We start from the raw sequence: 2,442 nt of genomic DNA, 5'->3' as shown, positions 1-2,442 counted from the left end.
TATTAAACCGGATAAAGCCCGGGCAATTGCTCCTGCTCCAAATATAAACCCGACCTGGGTCATAGGGATTTGCATCTGGTCGTGAAAGTAGATGCTCATATAAGGAATGACCATGGCAAATCCCATAGCAGATGCCATCCAGCCGGAAAATAGTATCCACATCCGGTAATCGTAGCTTTTCAGGAAGTTAGAAAATCTGGAGAAGTTACTCAAAGCCATATGCATTATGTGGGTCATGCATGTCCCCTACGGGGACTGCTTGACAGGATAAGGTAAACTTGGGGCAAGATAAAAAAAGATTTATGATTTCACAAGCAGGAAATGACCTCACACTAATCCTTTCCTGAGAGGAAAGGGAACAACTCTTTCCCTTTATTTAATCCATCATTTCTCATTTACTTTTGACATTTTCCAATGGATTCGATATATTTTTGTTTGAAGGGAACCTTTATGCCGGCAAATTTGACTCCTCAATATTTAGAAGCGGAAAGGAAGTACAAGCAGGCTAAGACTGTCGAGGAAAAGCTTTCTGCTTTAGAGGGGATGCTTGCGACCATCCCTAAGCACAAGGGGACTGAAAAACTTCAAGCTGACATAAAAACCAGGATCTCCAGACTAAAAGACCAGGAGAAAAAGGCAAAAGGAGGAAAAAGGGAAGACCTTTATTATATCAAAAAGGAAGGGGCTGGTCAGGTGGTTATTATCGGTTCTCCAAATGCCGGGAAATCTCAGCTTTTAGCCTCCTTGACCCATGCCAAGCCAGAGGTGGCACCTTTTCCCTTTACTACCCAGAAGCCTTTAGCCGGGATGATGCCCTACGAGAATATCCAGATTCAACTGATCGATACCCCTCCGATTGCGCCTGATTTTCTGGAGACCGGGATTTTGGGTAATATTCGCAATTGTGATCTGGTCTGGCTGGTGATTGATTTAAGCTCGGATGACCCGTTAGCAGATTTGGAAATGGTCAAAAAAGGATTGGAGGAGAAAAAAATCAAGCTGTACAAGGACGAAAAGGGGCTTCCTCTCCAGATCGGTGAAGTCTGTAAAAAGACTATGGTCTTAGGGAACAAAAATGACCTGGAAAACTCCAGAGATAATTGGGAGATAATAAAAGAATTGTACAGCTCTTCATTTTTATTATATTCTATCTCCGCTGAAAAAAAGCTGGGTTTAGAGGAATTGAAAAGGGAGACCTTTGAAAAGCTGGAGATACTGAGGGTTTATACTAAGGTCCCGGGGAAGCCTTTAGACTATTCTGATCCGGTCATCCTGAAAAAAGGGCAAAAAGTATTAGATGCTGCTTTTATCATTCACAAGGATTTTGCCCATAATCTGAAATATGCCAGGATCTGGGGGAAGGGCAAATACGAAGGGCAGATGGTGCACCGGGACCAGGTGCTAACGGATGGAGATGTAATAGAGTTTCATCTTTGATTTTTTGGTAGAACAGACATCCCGTCTGTTCTTTTTTTCGTCGGGTCAGGAGATCCGACAGGCACAGGAAACCGCGCTCCCGCTGGATGTTATCATCCAGCGGTGAAGTAGAAAATGGGAAAGTACGCCAAGAAATTTCAAGACAACGGACTTCTGTTCATTACTAATACGATTATTGATTGGAACAAGATCTTCCACTTATCCAGGTATGCTTTGATAGTGATGAATAGCTTGAAATACTGTATTGAAGATGAATGGTTCGAATTATATTCTTATATCTTAATGCCCAATCATCTCCATCTCATTTTAAAAGTATTGAAAAATCACACCATAGAACAGATATCCAGAGATTTCAACAAATATACTGCCCAGCAGATTCTACTCACCCTTAAGGATAAAAATCCTGAGATGCTGGATTTGTTTTGGGTTGGGACCAAAAAACAAAATTACAAAGTCTGGCAAGAAGATGGAGACATAAAAAATGTTATTTCCCCACAATTTCTTCTTCAGAAGGCAGAATACATTCACAACAATCCATTGAGAGGGGATTGGAGAAAATTCTTAAAAGTGGAGAGATCCGAGGATTATGAATATTCCAGTGCCAGATTCTATGTAAGCGGGGTCGAAGACAAATATGTGAGACTGAGTGATCTGCGAAAACTGGTCGTTTGATTGAGACGGCGGATGATAACATCCGCCTAAGAGCGGAACATTTTCAAAGGAAGGTATGGGAAAAGTCATAATCATAAACAATGAAAGAATGGGTCAGGGAGAGACTGAATTGACCACTCTTTTGATGGGGAATTTTTTGCGAAGTCTGGTCAGTTCGGAAAAGAAACCTGAATTTTTAATCTTCTATGCCTCCGGAGTAAAGCTGGTCTCTGATGGCTCGATCTATCTTGAAACACTCGTCTCCCTGGAAAATTCAGGGGTAGAGGTACTTTCCTGCTCCACCTGCCTGAATTATTACGGGCTTACGGAAAAAGTCAAGGTTGGAAAGAAAAG

At 41.8% G+C, this 2,442-nt stretch carries 4 protein-coding genes; 3 read left to right on the top strand and 1 reads right to left on the bottom strand.

Annotated features, from left to right (window positions below; all coding sequences use genetic code 11):
- Positions 1–237: hypothetical protein (locus tag MUP17_02895; GenBank protein MCJ7457922.1), on the bottom strand; the 237-nt coding region annotated here is incomplete at its 3' end.
- A 213-nt stretch (positions 238–450) separates the two neighbouring features.
- Here MUP17_02895 and MUP17_02890 point away from each other — a divergent pair.
- From MUP17_02890 to MUP17_02880, 3 genes are all read left to right on the top strand, one after another.
- Positions 451–1,437: a 50S ribosome-binding GTPase gene (locus tag MUP17_02890; protein ID MCJ7457921.1), complete on the top strand. Its 987-nt coding sequence runs from the start codon at positions 451–453 to the stop codon at positions 1,435–1,437.
- 114 nt (positions 1,438–1,551) lie between these two features.
- Positions 1,552–2,109: a transposase gene (locus MUP17_02885; protein ID MCJ7457920.1), complete on the top strand. Its 558-nt coding sequence runs from the start codon at positions 1,552–1,554 to the stop codon at positions 2,107–2,109.
- Between the two features lie 55 nt (positions 2,110–2,164).
- Positions 2,165–2,442, top strand: a 278-nt coding sequence (locus MUP17_02880; GenBank protein ID MCJ7457919.1) for a sulfurtransferase-like selenium metabolism protein YedF, incomplete at its 3' end; no start/stop codon positions are given.

It is taken from the genome of Candidatus Zixiibacteriota bacterium (genome assembly GCA_022865345.1).
Lineage (GTDB): Bacteria > Zixibacteria > MSB-5A5 > MSB-5A5 > RBG-16-43-9 > RBG-16-43-9.
This window is presented reverse-complemented; position numbering and strand designations above follow the sequence as displayed.